Annotated in this window: 21 protein-coding genes and 1 tRNA gene; 18 read left to right on the top strand and 4 right to left on the bottom strand. The window is 38.5% G+C overall.

The features are described 5' to 3' along the window. The first annotated feature begins 10 nt into the window (after positions 1-10). The 6 genes from pstA to H5159_RS10540 all read left to right on the top strand — a co-directional run bounded on the left by pstA (position 11) and on the right by H5159_RS10540 (position 6,408). The gene (pstA, locus tag H5159_RS10515) at positions 11-1,660 is read left to right on the top strand and encodes a phosphate ABC transporter permease PstA (RefSeq protein WP_002957841.1); all 1,650 of its coding nucleotides are present in this window, start codon (positions 11-13) and stop codon (positions 1,658-1,660) included. Between the two features lie 27 nt (positions 1,661-1,687). Further along, the gene (gene pstB / locus H5159_RS10520; RefSeq protein WP_002957840.1) at positions 1,688-2,515 is read left to right on the top strand and encodes a phosphate ABC transporter ATP-binding protein PstB; all 828 of its coding nucleotides are present in this window, start codon (positions 1,688-1,690) and stop codon (positions 2,513-2,515) included. A gap of 46 nt (positions 2,516-2,561) precedes the next feature. Next, entirely contained in the window at positions 2,562-3,263 is a 702-nt protein-coding gene (gene phoU / locus H5159_RS10525) for a phosphate signaling complex protein PhoU (protein ID WP_007586465.1), read from the top strand. Between the two features lie 150 nt (positions 3,264-3,413). Beyond that, positions 3,414-4,091 (top strand): TIGR00153 family protein, encoded by a 678-nt coding sequence (locus tag H5159_RS10530; protein WP_002957838.1) that lies wholly within the window; start codon positions 3,414-3,416, stop codon positions 4,089-4,091. Between the two features lie 39 nt (positions 4,092-4,130). Continuing rightward, positions 4,131-5,399 (top strand): inorganic phosphate transporter, encoded by a 1,269-nt coding sequence (locus tag H5159_RS10535; protein WP_024597536.1) that lies wholly within the window; start codon positions 4,131-4,133, stop codon positions 5,397-5,399. An 82-nt stretch (positions 5,400-5,481) separates the two neighbouring features. Next, entirely contained in the window at positions 5,482-6,408 is a 927-nt protein-coding gene (locus H5159_RS10540; RefSeq protein WP_182780259.1) for a hydrogen peroxide-inducible genes activator, read from the top strand. An 18-nt stretch (positions 6,409-6,426) separates the two neighbouring features. On the opposite strand, the gene H5159_RS10545 is transcribed toward H5159_RS10540, so the two are convergent. After that, complete coding sequence (locus H5159_RS10545) at positions 6,427-6,639, bottom strand: hypothetical protein (protein WP_002957835.1); 213 nt, start codon at positions 6,637-6,639, stop codon at positions 6,427-6,429. Positions 6,640-6,829: 190 nt separating this feature from the next. Continuing rightward, positions 6,830-9,361, bottom strand: a complete 2,532-nt coding sequence (locus H5159_RS10550; protein WP_039489071.1) for a GGDEF domain-containing protein — start codon at positions 9,359-9,361, stop codon at positions 6,830-6,832. A 202-nt stretch (positions 9,362-9,563) separates the two neighbouring features. Between H5159_RS10550 and queA the strand changes: the two genes are divergently transcribed. The 7 genes from queA to H5159_RS10585 all read left to right on the top strand — a co-directional run bounded on the left by queA (position 9,564) and on the right by H5159_RS10585 (position 17,849). Beyond that, complete coding sequence (queA, locus tag H5159_RS10555) at positions 9,564-10,595, top strand: tRNA preQ1(34) S-adenosylmethionine ribosyltransferase-isomerase QueA (RefSeq protein WP_002957832.1); 1,032 nt, start codon at positions 9,564-9,566, stop codon at positions 10,593-10,595. A gap of 183 nt (positions 10,596-10,778) precedes the next feature. Then, on the top strand, positions 10,779-11,906 hold the full coding sequence (tgt, locus tag H5159_RS10560; RefSeq protein WP_182780260.1) for a tRNA guanosine(34) transglycosylase Tgt: 1,128 nt from the start codon (positions 10,779-10,781) through the stop codon (positions 11,904-11,906). A 25-nt stretch (positions 11,907-11,931) separates the two neighbouring features. Continuing rightward, positions 11,932-12,267 (top strand): preprotein translocase subunit YajC, encoded by a 336-nt coding sequence (gene yajC / locus H5159_RS10565; RefSeq protein ID WP_002957830.1) that lies wholly within the window; start codon positions 11,932-11,934, stop codon positions 12,265-12,267. 19 nt (positions 12,268-12,286) lie between these two features. Further along, positions 12,287-14,146, top strand: a complete 1,860-nt coding sequence (gene secD / locus H5159_RS10570; RefSeq protein WP_007586473.1) for a protein translocase subunit SecD — start codon at positions 12,287-12,289, stop codon at positions 14,144-14,146. A gap of 9 nt (positions 14,147-14,155) precedes the next feature. Then, the gene (gene secF, locus H5159_RS10575; protein WP_182682574.1) at positions 14,156-15,103 is read left to right on the top strand and encodes a protein translocase subunit SecF; all 948 of its coding nucleotides are present in this window, start codon (positions 14,156-14,158) and stop codon (positions 15,101-15,103) included. Between the two features lie 129 nt (positions 15,104-15,232). Further along, a complete protein-coding gene (locus H5159_RS10580) occupies positions 15,233-17,020 on the top strand; it encodes a bifunctional diguanylate cyclase/phosphodiesterase (protein WP_182695501.1) in 1,788 nt (595 codons plus the stop codon). Between the two features lie 19 nt (positions 17,021-17,039). Beyond that, on the top strand, positions 17,040-17,849 hold the full coding sequence (locus H5159_RS10585) for an ABC transporter substrate-binding protein (protein ID WP_182695500.1): 810 nt from the start codon (positions 17,040-17,042) through the stop codon (positions 17,847-17,849). A gap of 53 nt (positions 17,850-17,902) precedes the next feature. Here the strand turns inward: H5159_RS10585 and suhB are convergent, their stop codons facing one another. Beyond that, positions 17,903-18,706, bottom strand: coding sequence for an inositol-1-monophosphatase (suhB, locus tag H5159_RS10590; protein WP_002957826.1), 804 nt, complete (start codon positions 18,704-18,706; stop codon positions 17,903-17,905). A gap of 243 nt (positions 18,707-18,949) precedes the next feature. Here suhB and H5159_RS10595 point away from each other — a divergent pair, with 243 nt between their 5' ends. Then, positions 18,950-19,366, top strand: a complete 417-nt coding sequence (locus H5159_RS10595) for a VOC family protein (protein WP_002957825.1) — start codon at positions 18,950-18,952, stop codon at positions 19,364-19,366. 38 nt (positions 19,367-19,404) lie between these two features. On the opposite strand, the gene H5159_RS10600 is transcribed toward H5159_RS10595, so the two are convergent. Next, positions 19,405-20,073 carry a LiaF domain-containing protein gene (locus H5159_RS10600; protein WP_024597540.1) on the bottom strand — a complete coding sequence of 223 codons (669 nt, stop codon included), beginning with the start codon at positions 20,071-20,073 and terminating at the stop codon, positions 19,405-19,407. A gap of 328 nt (positions 20,074-20,401) precedes the next feature. Between H5159_RS10600 and H5159_RS10605 the strand changes: the two genes are divergently transcribed. The 4 genes from H5159_RS10605 (at position 20,402) to H5159_RS10620 (ending at position 22,395) form a co-directional block, all read left to right on the top strand. Further along, on the top strand, positions 20,402-20,968 hold the full coding sequence (locus H5159_RS10605; protein ID WP_182693927.1) for a BON domain-containing protein: 567 nt from the start codon (positions 20,402-20,404) through the stop codon (positions 20,966-20,968). 72 nt (positions 20,969-21,040) lie between these two features. Then, entirely contained in the window at positions 21,041-21,199 is a 159-nt protein-coding gene (locus H5159_RS10610; protein WP_002957822.1) for a YqaE/Pmp3 family membrane protein, read from the top strand. Between the two features lie 368 nt (positions 21,200-21,567). Next, positions 21,568-22,065: a hypothetical protein gene (locus H5159_RS10615; protein WP_259395960.1), complete on the top strand. Its 498-nt coding sequence runs from the start codon at positions 21,568-21,570 to the stop codon at positions 22,063-22,065. 253 nt (positions 22,066-22,318) lie between these two features. Further along, positions 22,319-22,395 (top strand) — tRNA-Ile (locus tag H5159_RS10620). The last annotated feature ends 382 nt before the right edge of the window (positions 22,396-22,777 follow it).

Here is a 22,777-nt window from a genome sequence, read left to right on the forward strand (position 1 = left end):
GAGACATGACATGGTAAAGCAGTGGTTTAAGTCTGGTTCTCCTTGGATTTGGATGACCGGTGGTGCAGTGAGCATCAGTTTAATTTCAGTTCTAGGCTTATTAGCAATGATAGCCTGGAAAGGATTAAGTTTTTTCTGGCCTTCAGAAGTTGTGCAGTTTGAACTTGAAGGGTCAATTTCAAAACAAACCGTTATTGGCGAAGTTTATGACCGTGAATTAGTACCAAAAACGCGTTTAGCCGCGACAGGTATTGACGTTAGCGGATTTGAAAAAGAAGAAATAGAGCGCTTACTTATTAAAACAGGTAATCGTGAGTATGTAGATTTAGACTTTCGTTGGATATTAGAAACCGACATTAAAAATAAAACAACGCCTGCAACGCTTGCTGTATTTGAGCGTAGTAAAAACGGTAATTTTTATGGTTATGTTGAAAGTGTAATTAAAGATGGTAAACCAGTCGAAGGCGATAAAATTGAAGCTCTACATGAACTTGTAGAGCGTGCCGTGGATTTAAACGACGAAGCACTTGATTTACAAAATGGTGACATTGGGCATATTAACTATGAGCTTGAGCGTCTTCGTTTAAAAGAAAAGGGCTACTTACTAGATAACGCACTCACTGATGAACGTGTTGCTGAGCTTGCTCAAGAGCGTGCTGAATTACGTGCGCAGTATGGTGTACTTGAAAAAGATTTATTTGCACTACGTAAACAAGCTAAACGTGACCACGTAACTGTAAAAGATATGCGCGGTGAAGTAGTTACGATTCCAATGTATCAAGTACTTGATGTTTGGTTTCCAAATGATATGGGCTTTTTTGCAAAGCTAGGGCACTACTTTGTGCAGCTAGGTAAGTTTGTATCTGATGACCCACGTGAAGCAAATACAGAGGGCGGTGTTTTCCCTGCTATATTTGGTACTGTGTTTATGGTTATGCTGATGGCTGTAATAGTGACGCCGTTTGGTGTTGTTGCTGCAATTTACTTACACGAGTATGCCGCTAAAAATGCAGTCACTAAGATGATTCGTATTGCGGTGATTAACTTGGCCGGTGTGCCTTCAATTGTGTACGGTGTGTTTGGCCTCGGCTTTTTTGTATACATGTTAGGTGGTAGCTTAGACCAATTATTTTACCCTGAAGCGGCACCAACGCCAGTATTTGGTACGCCAGGTGTAATGTGGTCGGCGTTAACGCTTGCTATATTAACTTTGCCAGTTGTTATTGTATCGACTGAGGAAGGCTTATCTCGTATTCCAAGTACCGTACGTGACGGTTCACTAGCGCTTGGCGCAACAAAGGTTGAAACGTTATGGCGCATAATTATTCCAATGGCAAGCCCTGCAATTATGACTGGTTTAATACTGGCAGTTGCGCGTGCTGCAGGTGAAGTTGCACCATTAATGTTAGTAGGCGTTGTAAAAATGGCCCCTACATTACCACTTGATGGTAACTTCCCGTATTTTCACTTAGATAGAAAGTTCATGCACTTAGGCTTTCATATATACGATGTTGGCTTCCAAAGCCCTAATGTTGAAGCGGCACGTCCGCTGGTATACGCCACTGCCTTTTTATTGGTGTCGGTGATTATTACCCTAAACATAACGGCCATTGGTATACGTAACCATTTACGTGAAAAATTCAGATCGCTTGAACACTAATTAGTAAAGATTTTATAGGTAACAAAAATGATTACAGTCGCTCCACAAGTAAACCAAGCTAATATTGGTCAAAAGTTAGACCTAGAAAATTTAACGGATGATCAAAAAGCGCTAGAGATTAAAGACCTCGATCTTTACTACGGTGATAAGCAGGCGCTTAATAAAGTTAATATGAACATTCCTAAAGGCCAAGTAACTGCGTTTATCGGGCCGTCTGGGTGTGGTAAATCAACATTACTGCGTTGTATTAATCGCATGAATGATTTGGTTGATATTTGCCGTATTGAAGGTGAAATATTACTCCATGGTCAAAATATTTACGATAAGAGCGTAGATGTAGCAGCACTTCGTCGTAATGTAGGCATGGTGTTTCAGCGCCCTAATCCATTTCCTAAATCAATTTATGAAAATGTAGTTTATGGCCTGCGCTTACAAGGCATTAAAGAGAAACGTAAATTAGATGAAGTAGTAGAGCAATCACTACGTGGTGCTGCTTTGTGGGATGAAGTAAAAGATAGATTGCACGATAGCGCGTTTGGCTTATCGGGTGGTCAGCAACAACGTTTAGTTATAGCTCGCTCAATTGCAATTGAGCCTGAGGTACTTTTACTTGATGAACCAACATCAGCACTCGACCCTATTTCTACTTTGGTAATCGAAGAGCTAATAAACGATTTAAAAAACAAATTTACCGTTGTTATTGTTACACACAACATGCAACAAGCAGCGCGTGTATCTGATCAAACAGCCTTTATGTATATGGGCGAATTGATTGAATACTCAGACACAAATACCTTATTTACTACACCAACGAAGAAAAAGACTGAAGATTACATTACCGGTCGTTACGGTTAATTAGCCCGTTATAGCGTGTTGTACAAGATTAAGAGAGAAGGTAACTATGGAACATAATATTAATAAGCATATTTCTGGGCGCTTCAACCAAGAACTAGAAAATGTACGTAACCATGTATTGAGTATGGGTGGCTTAGTTGAGCAGCAATTAAATAGCGCGCTTGATGCGGTGAGTCGTAACGATGCTGAGCTTGCTCAAAAGGTACGTCAGAACGATTACAAAGTAAATGCAATGGAAGTCAGCATTGATGAAGAATGTACGCGTATCATTGCTCGTCGTCAGCCTGCAGCAAGTGACTTACGTTTAGTGATTGCAATTGCAAAAACTATTGCAGATTTAGAACGTATTGGCGATGAAGCTGAGCGAATTGCTAAAGTTGCACTAGACTCATTTACTAAAGATCAACAAGACTTGTTAGTAAATATTGAGAATATGGGCCGCCAAGTTCTAAAGATGTTACATGATGTACTAGACGCATTTGCACGTATGGATGTGCAGCGCGCATTTCAAGTACATAAAGAAGATGCAAAAGTTGACCGTGAATATGAAGCTATCACACGTCAAATAATGACTTATATGATGGAAGATCCACGCTCAATCCCTAAAATTATGGACTTAGTTTGGTCTGTTCGTTCATTAGAGCGCATAGGTGATCGCTGTCAAAATATTGCGGAATACATTATTTATTTTGTAAATGGCAAAGATATTCGTCATACATCTCAAGAAGATATAGAAAAATCGCTATAATTTTTTACCTATTTTTCTTTTTTATTAAAGCGGCTTAGTGCCGCTTTGTGCATTGCAAGCCTTAGTGAAGTAATAAAAAGCGTTCACAATCTTGGTTAATACTGTAAAATTCATGCTGCAAAGCATATCAATTTGATTAAAGGGTCAGTTATGCCTACAAACGCGTTTTTAGGAGTATTTGCAAAATCTCCTATCAAACCAATGGAAGAACACATCAAGAAGGTTCATCAAGCAAGTAAAGCTTTGATACCTTTTTTTAATCACGTATTTAAAGAAGAGTGGGTACAAGCTGAAGAGCTTCGCATCACTATTCGCAATTTAGAACGTGAAGCTGATGATATGAAAAGAGATATACGCTTACAATTGCCACGTGGTTTATTCATGCCGGTAGAGCGTACAGATCTTCTCGAATTAGTAACTCAACAAGATAAAATTGCCAACAAAGCAAAAGATATTGCAGGACGAGTGATTGGTCGTGAAATGACCATCCCAAAAGTTATGCAAGCAGACTTTTTAGCTTACTTAACCCGTTGTGTAGATGCGACTAAACAAGCATCTAAAGCAATTAACGAATTAGAAGAATTGCTAGAAACGGGTTTTAAAGGTCGAGAAGTCACCTTAGTAGAAAAAATGTTAGTTGAATTGGATGCCATAGAACAAGACACGGACGAAATGCAGATAAAAGTACGCCGCCAGCTACGTGATGTAGAGGGTGAGTTAAATCCAATTGATGTGATGTTTTTATATAAAATCATTGAATGGGTTGGCGAGCTTGCAGATATTGCAGAGCGCGTAGGATCACGTCTTGAGCTGATGTTAGCTCGTTAATTTAAAATCAGTTCAAACACGAAAGATTAAGGTTTTACAATGGATATCATTGCATCTTACGGCACGGTATTAATTTTAATTGCCGCAGCAGTCGGCTTTTTTATGGCTTATGGTATTGGCGCGAACGACGTAGCGAACGCCATGGGTACATCTGTAGGTTCAAAAGCGCTAACAATCAAACAAGCTATTTTTATAGCGATGATTTTTGAATTTGCAGGCGCCTATTTAGCAGGTGGTGAGGTTACATCAACAATTCGTAAAGGAATTATTGATGCAGCACCATTTGCAGATATTCCGGAATTAATGGTTCTGGGTATGATTTCGTCTTTATTTGCAGCCGGTGCTTGGTTATTAATGGCCTCGTTCTTAGGTTGGCCTGTATCTACAACTCACTCAATCATTGGTGCAATCATTGGTTTTGCGTTAGTTGCAGTAGGTACTGAGGCGATTCAATGGGATAAAGTAGGTGGTATTGTAGGTAGTTGGATTATAACACCTGCCATATCAGGCTTTATTGCATACTTAATATTCATGAGTGCACAAAAACTTATTTTTAATACAGATGCACCACTAAAAAATGCTAAACGTTATGTCCCTCTTTATATGGGCTTAGCAGGTTTTATCATGGCATTGGTTACAATTAAAAAGGGCTTAAAGCACGTTGGTATAGACCTAGGCTCAGCTGAAGGCTATGCACTGTCAGTAGGTGTTGCAATAGTTGTTGCTGTGATTGGTAAAATTGCCATATCTCGCTTAAATATTGATCCAAAAGCAGATAAACAAATGCAGTTCAACAATGTTGAAAAAGTATTTGCTGTTCTTATGGTACTAACAGCATGTTGTATGGCATTTGCACATGGTTCTAATGACGTTGCTAATGCAATTGGTCCACTAGCAGCTGTTGTAAACATTGTTGAAAACAATGGTGAAATTGCTAAAAAAGCAGCTATTGCTTGGTGGATTCTACCTCTAGGTGGTTTTGGTATTGTTGCTGGTCTTGCTATTTTAGGCAAAAAAGTAATCAAAACAATCGGTGAAGGTATTACACATTTAACACCTAGCCGTGGTTTTGCTGCTGAACTAGCTGCTGCTTCTACCGTTGTTATTGCCTCAGGTACTGGTATGCCAATCTCTACTACTCAAACCCTAGTGGGTGCGGTATTAGGTGTAGGTATGGCACGTGGAATTGGCGCGCTTAACATGGGTGTTATCAGAAACATTGTAGTTTCTTGGGTAATTACATTGCCAGTTGGCGCTGCCCTTGCTATTGTTATTTTCTACGTACTAAGAACCGCATTTGGGGTTTAATAAAAAAGTACTCAAAGACTTTTAGCTTGAAAAGATCTCAATGCCCTAGGTGTTGGGGTCTTTTTATTTGTGGAAAGAAAAAATGACTAACCTTCCAAGTATTAAACAACTACAGTATTTATTAGCTGTTCATCAACATCAGCACTTTGGCAGAGCCGCTAGCGCCTGCTTTATAGGACAATCTACTTTAAGTAGCGCTATTCAAAATCTTGAAGAAACACTAGGCTGTCAGCTAATTGAGCGTGAAAATCGCAGCCTTATGTTTACCAGTATTGGTGAAGAAGTTGTTGAGCGTTCTCGTAAAATAATTAACGATACAATTAGTTTAAAAGAACTTACAAAAAGCTTTTTAACACCACTAAGTGGTAAGCTGACTGTGGGTGTTATACCTACAATTGCAAGCTTTATAGCGGCTCCGCTTTATCATTTTAGTAAAGAAACCTTTTGTGATTTAGAGCTGGTATTAATTGAAGATACGAGTGACAAGCTACTGGATAAACTTGAACATGGGCATATTGATTTAGCGCTACTTGCACTGCCGTACGAAACAGATAAATTTCATACACAAGTATTGGCAAAAGATCAGTTTAGTTTAGTGCACCATAAGGATTACAGCGCTGCAAAGGGCGTAGTCGACTTTAACCTATTACCAGAGGCTAGCGTATTCTTATTAGAGCGCGAGCACTGCATGACGGGCCATGCGCTTAGTGCATGTCACTTAAACCGTGCCAGTTGTATTAACCCATTTGAAGCTGCAAGCTTACATACTCTATTAAGCATGGTTGAACATCAGCTCGGGGTGACTTTTTTACCACAGATGGCGATTAATGCGGGTATTTTAGATAATAAAAATATGGTGGCTACACCATCACAAAGTGATGCATATAGAGATATTGGTATCTTGTGGCGTAAAACTACGGGCCGAATTCGAGACTTTAGGCTATTTAGTCAACAGCTTGAGGTGTTTTTAAAGCGTCAATGTAGTTTAGATTTTTCTAAAGCAGAATAATAAGTGAACTAAAGCAGCCTACAAAGGCTGCTTTTGATTTTGAAGATGACTTTCAAAAGGCTCAAGTTCAGGTAAAAATAATAAATAAATCCATACCACCAAGTTAAAGTAAGGCACGCAGCCTAATACAGTAAAAACCTTAACTGGGTAGCCTTTAATATTCGCGTAGCGGTAACACTGATACGCGATTGCAAAATGTATAATCAGTAATAACATAACTAGTTGTGTCATACCTTCTTCCTTAAAAGCTTAAATAGCTTTGAAACCCACTATAAATATCGGTACTACGCCGCCAAAAGGTAATGTCATGTTTTTAAAGTGAAAAGCATAAAAAGGCACGACATTTTTATTTGATGCTGAAAGTATAGGCAAGAAAGGTAATATTGGTAGTAATAAAATGATTAAAATTGTTTAATTTTGTTTATTTTGGGCTAGCTTGTTGTTGGTAAAACGTTTTATTTTTAGAAATTTTTTCGAGTTCATCTTTTACTTTTTCAACAGGTATTGGGCGTGCAATAAAGTAGCCTTGCCCATAATCAACACCAATTTCTTTTAGTGCAAAAAATATCTCTTCGTTTTCAACGTACTCAGCTACAGAGCGCTTATCGAGAGACCGACTAATATCATTTATTGCTTTTACTAACGCTAAATCTATAGGGTCATTGAGCATATCACTTACAAATGAGCCATCAATTTTTACATGCTGTGCTGGTAGCTGTTTTAAATAATTAAATGTACTAAATCCAGTTCCAAAATCATCGATAGAAAAATGACAGCCTAAGCTATTAAGCTTCTCAATCATTTTACGAGTGGCCTTTAGGTTATTAATACTCGCAGATTCAGTTATTTCAAAAATTATCCGCGAAGCAGGCACGTTATACTTTTCAAGGTTTGATTCAATTAATGGCAATAAGCGTTCATCTAAGAACGATTGTGCTGACAAATTAATAGCAACTTGGTTTAACTCTGGGTGCTTAGATACACAAGCAATAGCATTACGTATAACGCATTGATCCATCAAAAATGTGTCGTTAAGCATTTCTAAAGAAGGAATAAACTGATTTGGGTATACGAGTTCACCTTTTAGTTTTAAGCGTAAAAGCGCTTCAAAATAAGCAACTTTACACTCTTTAAAATCCCAAATAGGTTGGTAATGTAGTTCAATATTATCTTGCTGTAGTGCTTGGCGAATTTCATGGCCCCATTCAAGCCCTGTTTGTAGTGTATTGTTTTGAGCATCTTCTTTTGAATAGCAATGTACTAAGTTACGCCCTAGGTTTTTGGCAATATACAAAGCAATATCGGCTTGTTTTAAACACTCATTAGGGTCATTATTTTGTGTCGTGATTTGAGTTAAACCAATAGAGCAGCTAATAGTGTATATCTGATCTTCTGATTTAAAAGCATGTTTTTCTATCGCACTACACACACCTTCTGCAATAAGGTGTGCATCCAGTAAATTCATATTGGTAAGTATGACTGCAAATTCATCCCCACCAATTCTGCATACCAGGTGATCGTCGCCAATATTTGCTTTAAATAATTGCGCCACTTCTTTTAAAACTATATCGCCCTGATGATGGCCTTTACTGTCGTTTATTATTTTAAAGTGATCGAGGTCAATATAAATAACAGCATGCTCAATGCCATCATAGGTGTATTTATCCTGGCATATTTTATTAAGCTGTTGATCAAAATAATAACGATTATGCAAACCAGTTAATGGGTCATGGTGTGCTAAATGACGTAGTTGAATCTCAGCTTGCTTTCGTTCGTGTATATTGTCGATAGTTGCGGTTATAGTCGCGTTGTTACGACTATTTTTTATTAGCTGCAATCTGCATTCAACCCAAATTAAATTGCCATTTTTGTGGGTTAACTTTACTTCTATTTGTTGCTGTTGCTCGCCACCATGTAAAATATCGTTAATAGTGTAGTCAAGCCTTCCTTTATCTTCGTTATTACAATAAGCGCTTAATGGGTTTTGTAGTGATGATTTAACACCAAAACCGCTTAATGTTTCCCATGCGGGGTTAATAAAACGAATATTACCTTGCTGATCGAGCTCTAAAACAACTGTATTTAAGTGCAATAAAATACGCTGATGAGCTGAAAATAACTCTTTGTAACGCACTTCGCTCACGCTTAATTGTTCTACTTTGTAAGCAAATTCAGCATAACTCACCATAAAATCTTCACGTCGTGCGGCGTGGTCACACACTTTGTTTAAAAATGAAGGATCGTAAGGGGCTCTAATAAAGTCGGTAACACCCGAAAGCAAAAGCTGCTCAGCGTAATCGGCATCGTCACTTTCTATAATTGTAACAATAGCTTGTTTAGAATTGTGCTGGAGGATTTCTTCAACGAGTACACTCGAGCTCTCTGCACTTGATGTAGTGGCATCGAGTAGCACAATTGAAAACTGCTGTTGGTTATAAGCGTTAAGTGCCGCTTTAGCTGAAGTTACGTGAGTGATAGCAAAGTTTAACTTTAACTGTTCACTTATTTTGTCGGCCGTATTTTGAAGTGGCTCTAATAATAATAAGTTTAGCCGGCTACTTTTTTCTAAGTGAGTAGATAAAACATTCGCAAGTACTTGAGGGAGCATATCTTTGTGCTCAAACGGTAGTACAGCATCTATCCCATAGCTTCGGGCTGTTGTTTCGGCAATCCGCTCACAGTAAATTGGCGGAATAAGTAAGATTGGTGTGTTTTTTGGTGTTTTTAATAACCCTGAGCGGATCATCCTAGAAAAGCGCCAGCCATCAATTTTACCAACATTAATGCCCGTTATTATAATATCAACAGGGTGTTGTTTTAAAAGCTTTAAAGCTTGTTGGCTGTCTTGGGCATCAATAAAGGTAAATACATTTAAGCTCTCTAAAGTGCCCTTAATCGCGCGACGTTCAGCACTACTTGCGTTTAATATTAGCAATTTAAGCTGGTTTGGCACGAGTTGAACACCCCTAATATAACTTATAATAATTTAGCCGAATAAGAATAGTGACATTTAACCATAAGAACAAGAGAATTTAATGGCAAACACGCAAACACGCAAACACGCAAACAGACATTATAAGTTTGGCTGATTTCTTGAGCTTAATATCCGATACATATACACTTGGCGCGATTTTAAATGATGTGGATTACTAATTATGCGCGTGGCTGACTTTAGCTTTGACTTACCTGATGAATTAATAGCTCGTTTTCCTAAAGCGGACAGAACCAGCAGCCGTTTACTCACTTTAGATGGCCCAAGCGGAACTTTAGAACATAAAGTGTTTAGCGATATACTTGATTTAGTAAACGAAGGCGATTTATTGGTCTTTAACAATACACGCGTTATTCCAGCACGTATGTTTGGTCAAAAAGCTTCAGGCGGAAAAGTTGAAGTACTTGTAGAGCGGGTATTAGATGAGCATCGCGTACTTGCGCATGTACGGGCAAGTAAGTCGCTTAAGGTCGGTAACGAAGTTATTTTAGAAGGCAAAGCCAAGGCAATAATGGTTGCACGCCACGATACTTTATTTGAGCTTGAGTTCGATCATAGCCAAAACGTGCTAGATATACTTAATGATATTGGCCATATGCCACTGCCTCCTTATATTGACCGGCCTGATACCGATGCTGACCGTGAGCGTTATCAAACTGTTTATGGAGAAAAACCAGGTGCAGTTGCAGCACCAACTGCAGGTCTACATTTTGACGATAAATTAATGACAGCACTCAAAGATAAAGGCGTAAACATGGCTTTTGTTACGCTACACGTTGGTGCTGGTACTTTTCAGCCGGTACGAGTTGATAGTGTTGATGAGCATGTAATGCACTCAGAGTACATAGAAGTACCTGATGACGTAGTTGCAGCTGTTGCGCAAACTAAAGCAAATGGTGGGCGTGTAATTGCGGTAGGCACAACTTCAGTTCGCTCATTAGAGTCGGCTGCTAAAGTTCACGGCGGCAAGTTAGATACGTATTTTGGTGATACCGATATATTTATTTTTCCGGGTTATCAATTTAATGTTGTTGATGCCATGGTCACAAATTTTCACTTACCAGAATCAACGCTTATAATGTTAGTCAGCGCATTTAGCGGCCAAGACAATATTATGGGCGCTTACAATACTGCAATAGAGCAGCAGTACCGCTTTTTTAGTTATGGCGACGCCATGTTTTTAACACGAAAGTAACAAAATATTGTTTAATACTCAGTAGAATATATTAAAACCCCCAGCTTAGTTGCTGGGGTTTTTGTTTGCGGCAATTGGCAAAACTGAATTTATCGCAGCTAATAGTATTAGTGAGGCAAAAAGGGTAGAATCAGGCGGTTAAATTATAGCTTGTTGGACTGTTTTTCCGACATTGAGGATGATATGAAATTTGAATTAGATTGTACTGACGGAAAAGCGCGCCGCGGCCGCTTGATTTTTGACCGTGGTGTAATAGAAACACCTGCTTTTATGCCTGTTGGTACTTACGGTACTGTAAAAGGTATGACGCCAGATGAAGTTAAAGCCACTGGTGCGCAAATATGTTTAGGTAATACCTTTCATTTAATGCTTCGCCCAGGTACTGAGATCATTAAACAACATGGTGATTTACACGACTTTATGAATTGGGACTTCCCAATTTTAACTGACTCAGGCGGTTTTCAAGTATTTAGCTTAGGCGCAATGCGCAAAATCACTGAAGAAGGCGTTTTATTTCAATCTCCAGTAAATGGTGATGAAATTATGATGTCGCCTGAAAAGTCGATGGAAGTACAGCGCGACTTAGGCTCAGACATCGTTATGATTTTTGACGAGTGTACGCCATACCCAGCAACTGAAAAAGAAGCTAAAGATTCTATGGAGTTATCTCTTCGTTGGGCTAAGCGCTCAAAAGAAGGGCATGGCGATAATCCATCTGCTTTATTTGGTATTATCCAAGGTGGTATGTACCCAGAATTACGTGCACAATCACAAGCTGGCCTTGAAGAAATTGGTTTTGACGGTTATGCATTAGGTGGCCTATCAGTAGGTGAGCCTAAAAACGAAATGATTAATATCCTTGATCATTGTGCGTTTAAAATGCCAGAAGACAAGCCTCGTTACCTTATGGGTGTAGGCAAGCCAGAAGACTTAGTTGAGTCGGTTCGCCGTGGTATTGATATGTTTGACTGTGTTATGCCAACACGTAATGCGCGTAACGGCCATTTATTTATTACCACGGGTGTAGTAAAAATACGTAACGCAGTGCATAAAACAGATACAGGGCCACTTGACCCTGAGTGTGATTGCCATACGTGTAAAAACTATTCACGAGCTTATTTGCATCACCTTGATAAATGTAACGAAATTTTAGGTGCGCGACTAAACACAATTCATAACTTACGTTACTATCAACGTGTTATGGAAGGTTTACGTAATGCAATTAGCGAAGGTAAATTAGAAGAATTTGTACAAGATTTTTATGCTCGCCGAGGCCAAGATGTGCCAGAGTTAGCAGATATAAAAAATTAAACTTTAAAATTAAAGAGGAAGTATCATGAGTTTATTTATTTCAAATGCACACGCAGCAGCTGGTCAACCTGCGGCAGGCGGTGGTTGGGAAATGCTAATAATGTTAGCTATTTTCGGTTTGGTTTTTTACTTTTTAATCTACCGCCCACAAGCTAAGCGCGTTAAAGAGCACAAAAGCTTAATGAGTATGATGGCTAAAGGTGATGAAGTACTTACCCAAGGCGGTTTAGTGGGTAAAATTGTGAAAATTTCTGAAGAGAAAGATTTCATCGTTATCTCTTTAAACGAGCAAGCAGAAGTTACAGTACAAAAATCTGCAGTATCTGCAGTATTGCCAAAAGGCACAATGAAGTCGCTATAAAAATAATAAGGACGACCCCGTGTTAAACAAGTTTCCAGTTTGGAAGTATTTACTTGTTTTAGCTGTGGTAGCCATTGGCCTTTTATATGCCTCTCCAAACTTGTATGGTCGTGATCCGGCCATACAAGTTTCAGGTGCTAAAGGCGCTGATGTCGATCTCAGTGTTGTAGACAAAGTAAACGCAATCCTTGAAAAAAATAATGTAACCGCTAAATCGACAATACTTGAAGATGGGCAAATTTTAGTTCGTTTAAAAAATGTTGAAGAACAGCTTAAAGCGCATGATTTACTGCGTGATTCGCTGAGCGACGATTACATTTCCGCTATTAATATGGCACCTGCTCAACCAGCTTGGTTAAAAGCGGTTGGTGGTAACCCTATGAAGCTAGGTCTTGATTTAAGTGGTGGCGTACATTTCACCATGGAAATCGACATGGCAACAGCGGTTGATAACCAGCTTGAGCAAATGGAACAAGATTTTCGCAGTGACCTGCGCGAAGAAAAACTACGTTATCGTAGTGTTCGCCGCGTAGCAGGCTCCGATCGTATGCGTGTAGAAATGCGTACTGAAGAAGACAAAAATGCTGCAGAGAGTTTCTTAGAAACTCGCTACCCGCTAAATGTCTACATTGATGACAGCAGTAACGATAAAGCATTTTTTGCGACAATGAGTGAGCAAAAACTCAAAGAAATTCGTGACTACGCTATCAAGCAAAATGAAACGATTATTCGTAACCGTATCAACCAAATTGGTGTTGCAGAGCCTAACGTACAACGCCAAGGCGCTGAGCGTATTATTGTTCAACTACCAGGCATTCAAGATACTGCACGTGCTAAAGAAATTTTAGGCGCGACAGCAACACTTGAATTTCGTGAAGTAGACGAAAACGCAGATATTAGCGCTGCTGCCCAAGGTCGTATCCCAGCGGGTACTGAAATGATCATGAGCCGCGACGGTTACCCTGTTGTACTTAAAAAGCGTATTATTTTAGAGGGCAGCCATATTACGGGCGCGCAATCTGGCGCTGATGAATACCAACGTCCGCAAGTAAGTATTACGTTAGATAGCAAAGGTGGGGCAAAAATGAATGCCTTTACCAAGCGTGCTATTGGTAAGCGTATGGCAACGGTATTTATTGAGTACAAGCCATCAGGTAAAAAAGATGCAGACGGTAAAGCGCTTCCGCCTATTAAGGTTGAAGAAGTTATTAACGTAGCAACGATTCAAGCCCGTCTTGATCGCTCGTTCCGTATTACCGGCATTGATAACCCAGCAGAAGCACATAACTTAAGCTTACTACTTCGTGCTGGTGCACTTGTAGCGCCAATTCAAATTGTTGAAGAGCGCACAGTAGGTCCAAGCTTAGGACAAGAAAATATTGAAGCGGGTATGACTGCGGTTGCACTTGGCTTTGCGTTTGTACTTGTGTTTATGCTTGTGTACTACAAAGGTTTTGGTATGGTTGCAAACCTTGCGCTTGCGGCTAACTTAGTACTAATTGTAGGTGTTATGTCTTTAATTCCGGGCGCTACACTTACGCTACCTGGTATTGCCGGTATTGTATTAACGGTAGGTATGGCGGTTGATGCTAACGTACTTATTTTTGAACGTATTCGTGAAGAGCTGGCCGATGGCCGTAGCCCTCAACAAGCGATTCATTTTGGTTACGATAGCGCATTTAGTACTATATTTGATGCCAACATCACGACACTAATTGCTGCCATTATACTGTTTGCAGTGGGCACTGGTCCGATTGCGGGCTTTGCAGTGACACTTGCGATTGGTATTTTAACTTCAATGTTTACAGCCATCGTTGGTACCCGTGCGGTAATCAACTTATTTGTTGGTGGTAAACGCATTGATAAACTTTCGATTTAAGGAGCAGACATGCAAATTTTAAGTTTGGGTAGTAGAACCCTTCGTTTCATGTCTCTTCGAAAAGTGGCTATGGGTTTCTCGACGCTACTAATTTTAGCGTCGTTTGCATCAATTTTTATCAAAGGCCTAAACTTTGGTTTAGATTTTACCGGCGGTACTGCGGTAGAAGTGGGTTTTTCACAACCGGCTGACCTTAAAAAAGTACGTGATGCACTAGCTGATAATGGTTTTGCTGATGCATCAGTGCAGCTATTTGGTTCAAGCCAAGAAATTTTAGTTCGCTTAGCACCACGCGGTAGCGATGTAAAAGCTGAAGTAATTGGTAACCAAGTAATCGATGCACTTAAAAAAGCAGACGACAGCGTAGTAATGCGCCGTATTGAATTTGTAGGCCCAAGTGTAGGTGAAGACTTAAAAGAGCAGGGTGGCCTTGCCATGTTAACTGCGCTTATTTGTATCTTAATCTACGTTGCGTTTCGTTTTGAATGGCGCTTTGCAGTAGGTGCGGTAGGTGCACTACTACACGATGTTATCATTACTGTGGGTTTATTTTCGGTATTAGGTTTAGAGTTTGATTTAACTATATTAGCGGCAATTCTTGCGGTAATTGGTTATTCACTCAATGATACGATTGTTGTATCAGACCGTATACGTGAAAACTTCCGTAAGGTACGCATTGACGATACGATAGAAATTATTGATATTTCACTTACGCAAACACTTAACCGTACACTTGTAACATCAATCACGACTATTTTAGTATTGATTGCCTTGTTTACATGGGGCGGACAAACCATTCATGGTTTTGCAACTGCATTACTGTTTGGTGTGTTTATTGGTACTTATTCTTCGATTTATGTTGCAAGCTCTGTTGCTATAGCAATGGGCGTAAGCAAAGAAGATTTAATACCAGAAGTAATTGAAAAAGAAGGCGCAGACCAAGACGCTATGCCGTAACTAGGTTTGTACTTAATAAAAACCGCTCTTATGAGCGGTTTTTTTATGAGCGCATTTTTTTGCGCAATAAAAATGTCATACACACTTGGTACTTTATTGCTCCAATCAAAATAGTTGTAAGGCAAATACGTGACGATTCAGCGCAAAGTATTAGAGTACATTTTAAAAAGCGGTGAAATAACAACGCTGTTTCAGCCTATTTTTGATATTAGTAATCAAGTTATTTTAGGTTACGAAGCACTTAGTCGAGGACCTAAAAATAGCCCGTTAGAAATGCCTAATACGTTATTTAAAGTTGCCCATGAGGAGTGTTTAATTTCGGAGCTTGAATTACTATGTCGCTCTAAAGCGATTGAAAACTTTGTAAGGCTTAACCTACAAGGTAAATTATTTTTAAATGTAAGCCCTAAAACACTACTAGACCCTTGCCACCCTAAAGGGGAAACATTGCACCTAATAGAGCAATTTGGCTTAGCTGCTAACCGTGTAGTTATAGAGGTTACTGAGCAAGAAAAAGTAGATGATGGCTTCTTGTTATTAAAAACGATAGCCCATTATCGAGAGCTCGGTTTTACTATAGCAATAGATGATTTAGGCGCTGGGTATTCAGGGTTAAAGCAATGGTCTGAACTATGCCCTGATTTTGTAAAAATTGACCGCTATTTTATTGATCATTGTGATGAAAGCGAAGTTAAAAAAGAGTTTTTGAAATCTATTACTATTTTGGCCAGAGCTACTAATACTCAGGTTATTGCCGAAGGCATCGAACGTCCAGAAGAGCTTACATTTGTAGAAAACTTAGGCATTAGTAATGTACAAGGGTTTTTACTCGAAAAGCCAAGCATAAAGCCAAGTGAAGATTTCAGCTCAGAGCAACTAAAAGCTCTTTCATTTACGCAATCAAACACATTGTTTGATCAATCTATGGCCATAGGTCGCTTATCGATTACGCAACTTGCAATAAGCAGCGACACTCGCTGTAAAGATGCGCATAAGCTCTTTGAGCAAGATAAATCACTCATAAGCATTGCAGTGTTAAATACTGAAAACCAGCCAGTAGGGTTACTTCACAGAGATCAATTAACAGAAGTTTTTGCAGCGCCCTATGGGCATGCTCTTTACGATAAACGCCCCGTTACTGCACTGATGGATAAGCAGCCCTTAGTCGTTGACGAAAACCAATTACTCGATACCGTAAGTAAACAAATAACTGAGCAAGACTTTGATATACGCCGCCATATAGTGATAACCAGAGAAAACGCTTATTTAGGTTTAGCGCCGCTTCGCGATATTTTAAAACACATAACCGAAGAAAAAATACGCCATGCACAACACGCTAATCCACTGACTATGCTCCCTGGTAATGTGGCAATTAATGAAGCTATAGAGCAGCGATTAAAAGGTAGTAATCCGTTTTCACTCGCGTATATAGACTTAAATCATTTTAAGCAATTTAATGACTTATACGGCTACGCTAGCGGCGACAGTGTAATTAAACTATTAGCTGATGTAACAGTGCAAGCGTGTAAAAATAGTGCTAACTTTGTAGGACATATAGGTGGCGATGACTTTATGGTGGTGTTTGATCAGCACAACGCGGTTGATATATGTAATACCATTATTGAGCAATTTCAACTCCAGTCTCGTATATTTTTTACACCTGAGCACATAAAGAGCGAAGGGTATTGGGCCACAAATCGTGAAGGAGAAAAGCAATTTGTGCCGCTACTAACGTTATCGATTGGCTTAGTTGAGCCTGATTTACAACAATGTAAAAACAGTCACCAAGTTGCAGCACTCGCAACTGATGCTAAAAAAGAAGCCAAACGTTATCGCCATAGTTATTTGTTTATTTGCAAACGTAAAGGGCCTGCGCCCGCAGTGGTGCGCCTAGCAAGCAATAAGCAGGTAATTTAAATAAAAATAGGTAATTATTATGTTGCCAATAAAAATCTCGACCAGTGTACTTGGTCTGCTTGCAAGTTTTGCACTTATGGCGCAAGAGCAAATAATTAATGTAGCCCAAAAGCAAGATACTCAAAACGCACGAGAAGAGTACTTAAGTGAGCTACTGGTACGTGCACTTGAGAGTGTTAACTATCCTGGGGTTATTAGGATGACTCCCATATCAGATCAGCAAAAACGTAAGCTCATAAACCTAAATGATAACGAACTAGATATGTATTGGAGTATGAGTAGTCCAGAGCGAGAGGCACTTGCTTTAGCTATTAAAATACCACTATTTAAAGGTTATATAGGAAAGCGGGCTTTACTCACTAATAAACAAAACGTAGCACGCTTTAAAGACGTAAAAACCCTAGAGCAGCTAGGAGAGTTTTCAGCAGTGCAGGGTCACAACTGGCCAGATACAAGAATAATGTCCTATAACGGCTTACGTGTAAGGCCGCTTACCAATTACCAAGCCATGTTCACTTTAACGAGCCGTGGGCGAATAGATTACTTTCCTCGCTCGTTTATTGAGGTTAATTCTGAGCTTATTGAAAACAAACAAAGTAACTTAGTCGTTGTGCCTGATTTATATATAAGCTACCCAACGGGTATTTATTATTTTGTGACTAAGAGTAAACCCGAATTGGCAAAGGCAGTAGAGGAGGGCTTAATATTAATGCAGACAAACGGCGAGTTTGATGCATTATTTAATGAATATTTCGCAAAGGATTTAAATACACTACCTTATACAAAAGGTAAAACGATAGAGATTAAACTCGATAACCCTTATTTTTAGGCACAAAAAAAGGAGCCTAGGCTCCTTTTTAGTATGCTATTCATAGCATTTAATTAGCGAAGTAACGACTCAGTTAATACTGGACGAATTTCGCGAATAATTGCTTGAGTCAGTTTTGGTGAACCACAGATAATATTGCCGCTGTGGTTATAGTTATTACCACCGGCGAAATCTACAACCATACCGCCCGCTTCTTTAACCATAAGTTCGCCTGCAGCAGAGTTCCAAGGTTTTAAACCAATTTCAAAAAATCCATCAACACGGCCAGCTGCAACGTATGCCATATCTAAAGCAGAACAACCTGCACGGCGAATATCAGCAGTGTGTACAAATAATGCTTTAAACGCTTCAGTGTATGCATCCATGTGGTTTTTGTTTTTGAACGGGAAACCAGTAGCAAGTACAGTGCCTGCAAGAACCGTAGTTTTGCTAACGCGTAGACGTTTACTGTTTAACTGAGTGCCTTGACCGCGAGATGCAGTGAAAAGCTCACCACGAATTGGATCATAAATAACAGCTTGGTCTAAACGACCTTTAACTTTAAGTGCGATAGAAACCGCGTAATGAGGGATACCTTTGATGAAGTTAGTTGTTCCATCGATAGGATCTACAATCCATTGGTAATCATCATCCTTGCCTTTATGCTCACCTAGTTCTTCACCAACAATTGAGTGAGTAGGGTAAGACTGTAAAATAGTGTCACGAATTACGGCTTCGGCTTCTTTATCAATGTTAGTTACTAAGTCGTTAGCGCCTTTTTGTTGCACTTCAACTTTTGATAAATCTTCACTTGCGCGAAGTAAAATTTTGCCTGCGTTGCGCGCAGCGCGAACCGCAATGTTTAACATTGGATGCATGGTATTACCTTTGGGTTGTAAAAGAACGTTTATATATTTCAGCCGGCGTATTTTAGCGACTTTTGCCATAAAGTAAACAATAAACCCCAAATACTTGTGTTTGTTTTTTATACAAGATTGAAAAGTTTATATATTTTTAAAAAATAATTATCTGCATTTAAATAAATTAAATTTAAATAACACTTTACCTAAAGTTAACTTGAGGTTTTATCGTACTCCTAACTTAACTGATAGGATAACATTATGTATTTAGAGCACGTAAACTTAGTCGCGAGTGATATAGATAGTATGCTTACATTTTATCGCGCTGTATTTCCACATTGGTCGATTAGAAGTGAGGGCAGAGGCGATTGGCATGGAAAACCAAGACGCTGGGTACACTTTGGAGATGACACGCATTACATTGCGATAAGCAGTCATGGTGAAGGTGAAAACAGAAACTTATCGGGCCATCAAATTGGTTTTGCACACTTTGCTTATGTAACTAATAATTTAAGCGCAGTAGTAATGCGCTTAAATAAAGCGGGTTTTACTCTAAGCAAGCAAGGTAGCGAGAATCCTTTCAGAAAGAATGTCTACTTTATTGATCCTGCAGGGTTTGAAGTTGAGTTTGTAGAGTATTTAAGTGATATACCAAGCGAGCGAAATAACGATTTATAATAAAATACTAAGCAGCACGCTAAAGTGCTGCTACTCAATTATAGTGAGCGATTATTATTACCCGTGCCAAACTGGGTTTTTAGCTCATTTGCAAAGCTCATAAATTTTTCTTTAATTGTGCGCTTTATTTTTACCTCAACCGAGCCCATTACTGCCTTTCCTTCAATATGAATTGTAGGGCCTTGGCGTTTGTTAAGCGACACAGATTTATTTTCAAGGCTACTTAAAATACAAAACATTTTAGACACTACATTGACATGCTCTGGTACGTAAATTTCATCGCTACCAAAAATACAGTTAACGTGAATAGTTACATTTTGATGCGCAAAAATAGCATCGGTAAAATCAAGCACCACCGATCCCATAAAGTTACTCAAATATATATTTTTTGGCACAACCCACTGACCACTTCGCTCGTTAGATCCTAAAATACTGCGTAATGTAAAATCATCATCACTGTTTTGCTGTGCACTATAATGTGGTGTAAATTGCGATTGTTTTTCTGCTTTATATTGCTGATCGGTATTAAGTGTTAAGTCTTCTACTAAGGCTAGCAGAGCTTCGTTATTAGGTGCATCCATCGCATTATCTAAACGTCTTTCGAATGCATCAACAGAAATAACACCATGACTGTAATTATAAATTAATTGATCAATCACTTGTTCGCGTACTTGCTCTATTGGGCGGTCTTCAACTTTTACAGACATGAGTTATTCCTTATTATATTTACTATTGATACTGCTCTTGTAGTTAGGCTGCAAACCGCGTACCAAATATAATTTCATTAATTATCAATTGGTTATTTTTTAACGGTGTTTTTTGTTTTGTTATATTAACGATAGATTAACCAAAAGAGCAATTATCTAGCTATTTTCACTATTTGAGAAAGTTTTACCGAGTAGCCTGTAAATAGTTACACAAACATAGATAAGGTTTTATCTTTTAATTAATTCAAGCCTTTGAATTTTAAGTATAAATAAAGTTGGCCTGAAGCTCGCATTAGTTAAAGTGTCTTTAATCAAAAGGAGAAAGATTATGAAAACATTTAACAAATCTATTATCGCAGCTCTAGTTCTTGGTACTACGGCTATGGGTGCCCAAGCAAACAGCTGGGAAAACGAAAGTAAAGATGCTTGGATTGATGGTAAGGCAGAAACCGTTCTACTTATGAACACTAATCTAAACAACTTTGACATTAACACTGATGTAAAAAATGGCAAGGTAGTACTTACAGGTAAAGTTAATAGCGAACTCGATAAAGAGCTAGCAGAAGAACTTGTACTTAGCCTAGATGGTGTAACTGATGTTGATAACAGCCTTACTGTTGTTAAAAGCATGGACACCGAAGATAAAAACAACGACATGATGGACGATGATGATAACGACCTAACGGACGCTAAAATCACCACTGTAATCACAACTCGCTTCCTGTTTGACTCAGAAGTAGGTGGTACAGACATTGATGTTGATACCGACAACGGTGTGGTAACTCTGAATGGCTCTGTAGAGTCTGAAGCTGAAAAGCAACTAGCAGTTAAAATTGCTAAAAATGCTGAAGATGTTCGCGACGTAGTTGATAAACTAGCTATTGTTGCTGAATAATACAGTATAGTTAAGGCCCAGTAATACTGGGCTTTAAGTCTTTTCAATGTTTAATTTAAATGGAGTTTGATCATGGATATTATTCGTATAATACTTTCGGTTTTATTACCGCCATTAGGTGTGTTTTTGCAAGTTGGCTTAGGTATGCATTTTTGGTTAAATATTCTATTAACACTGCTAGGTTATTTCCCAGGGTTAATACATGCAATCTACATTATTGCGAAAAAATAATGACAGATTATATATTGTGTAAGCCGACTACTGAGGTTTAGCTAAATACTTTAGTACCGATCGGCTCACAATATTAGTTTTTAGAGAGTTTTTAGATTAAATCCATTTTTTAAAACTCTTCAACCCATTAATTCACTTCCTTAACTCACTCCCAATATTATTTTAAAACTATACTTATTGTTTACTAATAAGCTTCCAGCTAACAGTCGCGCTCAGATTCTGATTTGATGCCATTTAGGAAATCTTCAACATTAGTGTGTTTATACATCTATAATATACAATCAAATACCTTATTATTTAGTGACAATATTACCTTCACTTCTAGTGTTATCATTAAACTAGGTTTTTAGGCATGTTGAGGTAGTTAATTGAATATTCGACTTATAATGTCAGGCGTTGTGTCATTCATTTTTTATTTTAGTTGGGCCTTCTGGGCAAATAGTGCGGCAGACATTGCTAAATCGGTCACTTTTCAAGCTGCATTAGTGCAAGGGTTGTATAGTGGATTTGTAACGCTGTTTTTTACCTTTATTTTAGAAAAGGTCGTCAACAAGTATAAGTTTAGTTATGTAACGCTTGCGTTCGTAACTCCAATTATTTGTATGTTTCATTCTAAAACACCACAAAACGTCGCAATACGACAAAGTTTTAATAATGCAATTAACTCTAGCGCCTCGTATTTAAGTAATAAAAAAATAGCAGGCGTACTTTTTGCGCCTATTATTCCGATTACTGTTCAATCGAGCTTAGTGATTATGGTGAATGTAGTTAATCAGACACCTAATCTGGCACTGACAGTAGCCCCAAGCATATTTTTTACAGCCTTGTATGCCTACACATATATGTTAGCTTTGCTTAAAAAGTAGAGGGTTAAATATAAAAGACTATATGGGATAGGTTTTGTTTATAATTTAATGCAGTGAATAGCACGGTAAATATCTTACATTTTATGTTTATGCTCACTTAAAAGATTACTATTTAAGCAGTTAGCTTGTTGATTGTTAAAATAAAGGTTTTTGGTAGTGACAAGCACCTAAAAAGTTTTTATACTGCAACCCGCTTTAGTCGCTCTGTGACTGAACGCTTCAAAAATTAACTGCCTAGCAGTTATATAAAGTTGGCCCCTTAGCTCAGTTGGTTAGAGCACACGACTCATAATCGTTAGGTCCCCAGTTCGAGTCTGGGAGGGGCCACCACTTTTACCAAATTCCCAAGTAAATATCTATCCAAATTATTTAAAGCTACATTAATTTAATATTGTGTAATTTTTATTCTTTAGTTACCCCTAAGAATAAACGTAATCTAAATAAAGTTAATCCATAGATTAAGCTAAGCTTTCTTAAATTTGGAATAGTGCGAATGCACTATTAAATTCCAGCGTTAGATCAGATGCTTTGCTTTATAAGTGACAGTGATCAGCATTTAATGTCAGAAGACAAAAAAGCCCCTATTGGCTGTCTCTTATACACAAATCCCTGCTAAGAAATTAGCGGGGATTTTTTTGAACTAAATCTCAATGTCATGATCAGATCTTCAAATCTTGTTTGAGGGCACATTATGATTAACGAACATACTCAT

The sequence above is a fragment of the Pseudoalteromonas sp. SG43-1 genome, assembly GCF_014164415.1.
Lineage (GTDB): Bacteria > Pseudomonadota > Gammaproteobacteria > Enterobacterales > Alteromonadaceae > Pseudoalteromonas > Pseudoalteromonas distincta.